This is a genomic window from Ruegeria sp. YKSD179 (genome assembly GCF_059612885.1).
In genome coordinates this window covers 1-8,034 of the sequence record NZ_JBXWRL010000095.1, presented here as the reverse complement: position 1 = coordinate 8,034, position 8,034 = coordinate 1, and the positions used below count along the sequence as shown (strand labels likewise).

At 52.0% G+C, this 8,034-nt stretch carries 6 protein-coding genes; all 6 read right to left on the bottom strand.

The features are described from left to right. Positions 1 to 285: 285 nt before the first annotated feature. Positions 286 to 1,860: a tannase/feruloyl esterase family alpha/beta hydrolase gene (locus AC2FNE_RS23930; RefSeq protein ID WP_496806490.1), complete on the bottom strand. Its 1,575-nt coding sequence runs from the start codon at positions 1,858 to 1,860 to the stop codon at positions 286 to 288. A 408-nt stretch (positions 1,861 to 2,268) separates the two neighbouring features. Next, complete coding sequence (locus AC2FNE_RS23925; protein ID WP_170474135.1) at positions 2,269 to 3,267, bottom strand: ABC transporter substrate-binding protein; 999 nt, start codon at positions 3,265 to 3,267, stop codon at positions 2,269 to 2,271. Between the two features lie 47 nt (positions 3,268 to 3,314). Beyond that, the gene (locus AC2FNE_RS23920) at positions 3,315 to 5,255 is read right to left on the bottom strand and encodes an MFS transporter (RefSeq protein ID WP_496806489.1); all 1,941 of its coding nucleotides are present in this window, start codon (positions 5,253 to 5,255) and stop codon (positions 3,315 to 3,317) included. Then, positions 5,252 to 6,043, bottom strand: coding sequence for a hypothetical protein (locus tag AC2FNE_RS23915; protein ID WP_496806488.1), 792 nt, complete (start codon positions 6,041 to 6,043; stop codon positions 5,252 to 5,254). Before AC2FNE_RS23915 ends, AC2FNE_RS23920 begins: the two co-directional genes overlap by 4 nt. Before the next feature lie 328 nt (positions 6,044 to 6,371). Then, positions 6,372 to 7,184 carry a homocysteine S-methyltransferase family protein gene (locus AC2FNE_RS23910; protein WP_496806487.1) on the bottom strand — a complete coding sequence of 271 codons (813 nt, stop codon included), beginning with the start codon at positions 7,182 to 7,184 and terminating at the stop codon, positions 6,372 to 6,374. Continuing rightward, positions 7,160 to 7,867, bottom strand: coding sequence for an IS6 family transposase (locus AC2FNE_RS23905; RefSeq protein ID WP_170607923.1), 708 nt, complete (start codon positions 7,865 to 7,867; stop codon positions 7,160 to 7,162). The genes AC2FNE_RS23910 and AC2FNE_RS23905 overlap by 25 nt, the downstream gene beginning before the upstream one ends. Between the last annotated feature and the right edge of the window lie 167 nt (positions 7,868 to 8,034).

The window sequence follows — 8,034 nt, the reverse complement described above, 5'->3', positions numbered from 1 at the left end:
TCGCGCTCACAGCAATCATGCGGAAACTCATTGAGCTCGCCAACACATTGATCAAAGCAGATCGAGAATGGGTTCAAAACCGCGCTTGACCAAGACGGATACTCGAAGCGGTCATCTGACCAATTTCGTCAGGTGTCCGGTCTGGGGCGCAAACCGGTCGTAGCAAGCCGTTCGGCCGCGAACCTGGGCTGAAGCGACTGCTTCCACCGAAAACGAACTTTCTACAAAACACTGTGACTGTCTACAATGTGGACTAAACAGCCATCCGAATTTATCTGAGAGCCGTCAATTTTCGAAGCGACATGAAAAGCTAGCGGGATCACGTGGGTCGCCTTTCCCGTCATACTTTGCAACACTCGGATACGCGCATATAGGCCTAGCACCAGTTGGTCGCGCCTGCTCGTCAAGCCAATACGCAGTAATTTCATCAGGAGCTTCACCCGACTCTACCCACGCGTCGATTTCGGTCAGAAAATTTACCCACGAAGGTCCGGGACCTCCAAAGCAATGCTCTACCCCCGGCATCATGAACAATCGGATGTCGTCAGGCACACTTGAGTCGTATTCTAGGAGATCCTCATAATATCCAATCATCGCCAACCCGGATGCTGCACTATCGTGCCAACCCGAATACAGCAGCATTTTTCCGCCTCGTGCGCGGAAAGCCGATAGGTCAGGGTCCGTCGCATTCAGCGTCTCCGCTGCTGCCGCTGAGTCCTTCGCGTAGTTGCTGAAGTCAAAATCCACATACGTCCAATTGGGATCATTGTAGACGAAGTACTTCATGATACCGTTGCCGAAGCTGAACAAGGCACTGGGAGACACCGGAGCCTCAAATCCACCGGCCCCGACACCTTCTTGGAAGTCTCCATCAAAATAACTCAATCCACCGGATATCCAGCGGCTCCAACCGTTTGGAGCCGTTTCCCCACCAAAGGGAAAGCCGTAGTAGAGACTGTTGCCATCAGAGTCCGACGGTCCATCATAAACGACTTTGAATGCCGCGACTTCCTCGGCGCTCAAGCAGTTTACGGACTTACCACCTTCGCATTGCAGACTAGAAACATCGAAATTGCACTGTCGTGGGTCGTTGAGAATACCGTCTTCTAGCCCATCCAATCCATCACAGGCTGTGAGATATGAAGTTTCGACCAGCGCCTGTGCGTTAGGTCCTACAACTGCCTGCGTTAAGTCTTGCGGGTCCGGGTACATTGCCTGATTGATTTGGGTCGCCTGCACTGCGATTCCCGTCCAGTTATGGGCCTGTGCCCCTGCAACCACGGCGTCGAAATCCTCGGGATAGCGTAGTGCCGACATAATTGCTTGGCCGCCGCCGCGAGAGCAGCCTGTGAAGTAACTGTAGGAAATCGGCTTTCCATAAAAAGCGTTGGTCAGTGCCTTGGCTGTTACCGCTGTTCGGTGCACTGCCAAATGTCCAAAATTTACGAGAGCTTCCAAATCATTTAGAGCCCAACTTGCGTCACCCGGATGGCCCTGGTGGCCTGTATCGGTACCGACGGTCGCATAGCCCGATTGGAGAGAGTTAAACATCAGCGATGTATTCATCACCGATCCTACGAAACCGCCTCCTCCGCCCATGACAAATTTGCCATTCCAATCATCTGGCAGCAGAAGCTCGAAATTGATCTTGCCACCGATCACACCCGCGACCTTACAGTGTGATACAGGCTCGGTTTCAGCGGACGTCTGAGAAAGCATCACGTCAGGAAGTGACGGCAATTCAGTAGCACAGGATTTTTGCGCAGCGGCCTCTTGTCCCGATGTGAAAAAGAAAGCGAGCGATACTGCAACAACCAGCGAGAATTTCGTTTCTTCTGATGTCAACGCGTTTGGATGCATCTTCACGGTCCAATCTGGCAATCAAGAATTGCCGCACAAGGTCGTCGCAATGTGGATCACTTTTTGAGCAACGCAGAAGCGTCTTGGCTTCCGTTGCGAAACTATCTGACCCGGGTACTCTGTTCAAGTTCGGTCGGTCCGCAGTGGGCTCGTCGCGGTCATCTGAGTCTTTCAGTCAGATGACAGCTTAGGAACAGATAGCGGTTATTGTTGGTGGTCATTCCGAGAATTTTCGCCTGAAGGTCTGCATTGACCGGCAGCGGACGTTCGCTGAAATCTGCTGAACGGTAGAATTGCGGACTAAGCGGTCGTCCCACTTTCGCGCGAAAGACGCCTAAAACTGCGCAGTCAGTGTCTGCCGATTTAGGGAGGAATAGTCCAGTAATCAAAGAGTGATATACGCTGGCGTTATTCGACAACTTCTGCGATTTGCAGTAATTCGATAGGAGGGTACATACCCAGCTTTTTTGCAACGTCCATATTCACCACGTATGCAAAGTCGGTCACGCGTGCGATTGGCAGATCCCCCGGCTCTTTGCCATCCCTCAGGATTTTCAATGCCTGTTGCGCTGCAAGTGCTCCGACATCTGCCGCTCGCGCAGCCACAGAAAGAAGCGCATCCTGCTCCCTGACGACTTCCTCATAGGGGCTGAGGATTGGCAATCCGTTTTGAACGGCGGCGCCTGTGAACACATCTGCATTCAGCCTGAGGAAAGAACTCGACCCAAGATAAATGAAATCCACGCCAGCGTCGGCCAGTTCGGCCACCTTGCCTGGGATCAGAGCCGAGTCAGGGACATTCTGATTTCCCGGATCAATTTCAAGTGCTGTCAATTCGAAACCCATTTCTTTTGACAGCTCCTCCATTTCCTTAACCTTTAATGCAGAGTTCCTCTCGTTCATGTTAAAGAGTATTCCAAGATGGTCAAAGTCGGGTTGAATCGTTCGAATAGTTTTGATGTTTACTGCTTCGGGAACGCGATTAAATGTTCCGGCTACATGAGGTCGACCGCTGCCTTCAAAACTTTCAGCGATGCCGCTCCCAAAAGGGTCTGAAACGTACATGAAAACAAGCGGACGCTTTGATATGAAATTTTCTGGTTCGCTATTGTTGATGTGACCGGCCACACCCAAGGTAACGCTGGTCCCGTATGTAAGGACCAGATCAGCATCTATTTCGCGGGCTTCAATAATGAACTCGGGTAGTTTGTCACGATCTTGCATTGCATCCCTGATCAAAACTTTAGCATCAAATTCACTGTCTTTTATTGTGTCGATAAATCCCTGGCAGCCGTGCTCGCAACCCTCCCAGAAAATTCCGAATATTGTTTTTTCGCCGGCTTGCACCCAACCACAGGCCAACAACGATACAGCAAGGGCGGATGCAAAATAGTGGAGTTTTTTCATTTCAGCCTCATCGCCAGAGTCCATTTGGACTGGTTGCCTCAATCAATTTATTCAGAGACGTGTTCCGGTGTTTTCCTGTGACTAGTTCCGCCACCAAGCATGAATAGCGTACCACATAACATCAGCCCGCCAATGCCGCCGATGATGGTCAAATACCCGAGCCGGGGTATCAAGATTACACTCGCAATCAAACCTGTGATTGCCGCCAAACGTTCAATCAGACGCAAGGCACCTAAGGCTTTTTCACCCCCACCGGCTCCACAGGTCTGTTCGCCAATTTGGATGGCTTGGGCATATTGGGTCGCGTCGCACATCGCATACCCCAAGCCGAACAGCGTCACGACAATAATCATGGGCATAATCCCGGACCAGAAGTATAGGGATGAGATCGCAACACCGGAAATAAAGATGCCAAAGATCAAAAACGGCACCTGCCCAACTTTCCCGTCGGCAAACCTCGCTACGGTTGGGCCCAAAAGAAGTTGGGCAAGATAGTACAACATCACGATCCGGCCAATGTCAGCTACTCCGACACCTTGGCCCTCAAGAACAACCGGTGTTAGATACCAGATGAAGACGGACATACCGATATTGATTGGTACGGACACACCAAGCGTCAACGCAAAAAACCTGCGATTGGTAAGCACTGTCCAAATGCTCTTGTCTGATTGCGTGGTTGTAACTTCCTGATCCAAGGAAACGTGGCCAGAAATAACCCTCGCACCAATTAGTCCTGACAACACCGCCAAACCTGCTCCAAAGAAAAAGGTTCCCGAAGCTCCGATGCGGTCCGCAAGAACACCGCCCAGTGCAGACCCACAGAATGCTCCGCCGATGATTACGAACAAGAATCCACCGATTGCTTGGGTGAGTTCGTCCCTAGGAGCGGTCTTGATCGCGTATTCCTGACACGAAATCGTCGCTAAGGCATAAACGATGGCCATAAAACCGTGCCAAAACGCAATTACCAAAGCGTTCTGCCCCAAACCAACTCCAACCATGGTCAAAGACGTAACAGGAATAGCTGACAAGAAAAGGCGTTGTGGGCTAAAACGACGCGCAATCGCTCCACCGAAAGGGGCCATCAAAGCCATCGCAACAAGATAGGCAATTAGTGGTGCAGTTGCCGCCATTTCCGAGGTCAGCCAATCCGGTCCACCAGCATCCCGCGCATAGAGCGGAAGAAATGCGCCGCTGATTTCTGTGGCAGTTGAAAAGATAAACACCGGCAATCGGATATCCACGAAATAGGCTTGCGGCAAAGCTGAAAGCTTATCCTGAGCTCCTCTAAGCCTCGCAACGTGCAATGCGCGATCAGATAACCTCCTCGCAACTCTGCGTAACTCACCAGCATCCCGTGCCGGCAAAACATGCCGAAAGCTTGCTGCCGCCTGTTCATCCATCAGTGTAAATATCCGATCCAATGGCTTCCCGAGCATATTTGCCGAAACGAGCAGCACGATTTCAAATGCTAATAGGATTGCAACCAGTCCGACGACGATAATGTCTAGCATTACTTCCTGAAGCCTTGATCTGACAAAACGAGGGTCTGCTTCGATTGTAAGCTCACCGACGATGGTGTTTCGTCGAAGAATAGATAGCGTAACAGTATTCGGTGAAGTGTTAATTTCATTGGGTGCATCTGTACCCGTTGAATCGCCCCTGCTGCTTGAGGCTATCAATCTCCCCGAATTGGACCGCAACATGATTTTTTCCAGCTCTGGAAACTCTTTCAAGAGTTCATCCAGATACTCAGATGCGCCTCCGATGGCTTCCAGCGGAACACCGAAGTCAATCGCTCGTTCAATCTCTTCTCGAACCGTAGCCGCTATCAGTGCAGTCCGCTTGTTCATTTCCGGTTCAAGCGAGGCCTCAAATGTGCGCACAGCCGCAAAGGCCATCAGCGTCAACGACAACAATACAATTGCCGCGACCCATCCCACGACTCTACCTGCAGCCAGTCTTCCGTGTTGTTTTTGCGTGTTCAAGAGTCGCCCCCTTTATCCGAGGGGCAGACACTCTTTCGTTCCGACTCGTACATCCGCTCGGATTTCCACAGCTGATCCCAAAAGTAAGCGCTGGAGATTCCAAGCCCATCTACGTCTTTTGGCTTGTCCGTGTCAGGGTTGGATGCCCGCCAGAATGATCGCTCGAACAGATTGTAGGCTGCTAGTATGCCATCGATAATTCGAACGTGCTCAGCCAATGCAAGACGTAGAACCAACGCTCCAATCAAGATTGTCACTATCATAAGCAACCCGGCCACAAACGATAGTTTTGCTACCATAGCCCGCATCTGATCCATCGCCTGCGCGTTAGAGTACTTAATTGCTAGCCGAGCTGAGGGTGCACTTAGCTCGCCTACGTCTATTCCGGTCACAAAGCTTGCCCGTTCATCAATCTGAAAGACGCCTCCGGCCTCTGGATCGCTTACGGCGGAAACCCATGCAATTGGAACAACCTGAGTGTTTTGATCGGATGTGGAGTGGACGATTTCACCACCCAATGAAAACAGGGTTATGTCGTCAATTGCTGGGTCGCTTTGTTTGGCGGCTTCCAATACAGCAAGCGCGTTTCGAACAGACGAGACAGGCAACCCCAAATCTACGACAGAGTTGAACGGAACAGCTGTGCGCGTTGCCAAAACGACCAAACGTTCCCGCACCATATTGGAAAGTATGGCCTCAAACTGCAGGGTTGCCAGACCGACAAATACGAACAGGACAACCAGGTTCGCGGAAGCGACAACCGTCAGTATTCTACCCACTAGCCCCATGCGATTTGCTCCAAGAACCCTGCGGCCGAACCGATCACAAAAAAATGATGATAGCACAACCAATTAACGACAATTGAAGCGCAGTAATCAAGTCTACCAGAAACTCATTCCTCCCAACCGGCGAAATCCGTCGCAGCAGGCCGTTCGAACCCGGTCAACCGAGTTCACTGCAAACCGGAAAAAATACAAACAGATGAGATACTTGCGGGTTGCAAATCCGAGGGCATCGCGAGGAAACTTGATAACCGGTTTGGGCTCGGAGCGGACGTTAGACCCGTTCCGCAGAACGACCGCTGGGCGGACTAAACCGTCATTCTGAGTGCTTGCGTTACTCAGCTGCCATCTCTCTACGGACCTCGCCAACTTGACGAGTGATCTGACCAATATGTCGACCATCAGTACCGCAACACCCGCCCCAGACGTTTACATGTAGAAAGCGTCGTGCCAGATCAGCCATTTGGCCGCCAAGTTCTTCAGGGTCGCCGTCTTCAAGATGGCCGAGCTTGCATAAGTCAAGTGTTTCCATCGCGACGGCATTAGGCATGAAACCACCCAACCGGCGGGTCCAGTTCCCGTCCGTCAATCCCGGCGTAAACTCGGTCGGGTGCGTGCAATTGATCATGTAGTAAGCTGGCGCGAATTCGGTTGCGGCATCGACGGCGGTGATTGCCTGTTCCAGTGTCTCTCCGCCTTTGAGCTTGCCACCTCTCGCCACAAAGAACGAAATTACTACCGGTATGTCTGCCGATTTCGCGGCTCTGGCAATGCCTGTCGCCTCCTCGATGCTCGAAAACGTTGCTGCGGTTACGACATCGGCTCCCGCTTTCTTGAAAGTTAAGATTTGTTCGGAGTGGTACTCCTCGGCTTCGACCGCATCTGGCGTACGACCTACATTATAGGCGTCACCGCGCGGGCCAATCACGCCGCCGACAATCATAGGCGTTTCCGGGCTTTCGTACTCTTTCGCAAAATCCTTGTAGAACTCGATTCCACGGATATTGATTTCTTCTAACGCTTCTTTGGAAAAACCGATCAGCTCTCCCCAATCTCGGCTGGCGCGATAGGTGCTGTCAGACGAATTCGAGCCAGTCTCTGGTAGGCCAGTGACGCTGTCCTTTACTCCATGCCAAGTTCGCGCCACTCGGCAAGAGCGGCGGTGCGTGTCAGCTTGAAGGTGTCTCGGCTGGTGAGCGATCGCTCCTGATTGAAGTGGTTGTAGACAGAGGAATGAACGGCGGCAAACTTTTGCAAACTTCGCATACGCCTGAAACGCTGCATTGCGCGTTCTCGTCGTCGGAACGGCAGGTGCGAATTCTCAACCCGATTGTTGAGCCACCTGCCCGTCTGTTGTTTTTCCAGAGCACCCAAATCTCTGAGCGCCGCCTTGTAGGATGCAAAGCGATCTGTGACTACTTCTTCAGCCTTGCCGTGCCGCTTCATCAATTTTTTGAGGAATTTCAGTGCTGAAGCTTTGTTTCGGCGCTTCGTGACAACCGCTTCTAGCACCTCGCCTTCGTGATCCACAGCCCGCCAGAGATAGTGGCGTTTGCCATTCACCTTCACAAAGACCTCGTCCACATGCCACTTCCATTTCGAGTATGCACGAAGTTGCTGAACACGCTTTCTTCGAATCTCTGCAGCAAACATCGGACCGAAGCGGTTCCACCAGTAGCGGACGGTTTCGTGGCTCACGTCGATCCCGCGCTCGTGAAGCAAATCTTCGACATTTCGTAGCGAGAGCGGGAACCGAATGTACAGCATCACTGCCAGGCGGATAATCTCAGGGCTGGTTTTGAAGTATTTGAAATTGGCAGGCTTGGTCATTCCCAAACGCTACGCAACCGCCCTGCCCTGCTCAAGCAAAGTTCTTCTGACAAGACCCCTATTATGTCTCCAACCGGCTGATCAGCAACGGACGCGATCCGACCGGATGGCGGCTGCCTGGACGCAAGTTGGAGTCAGCGGTGGCCTCTGCGATCGCCGCACATCTC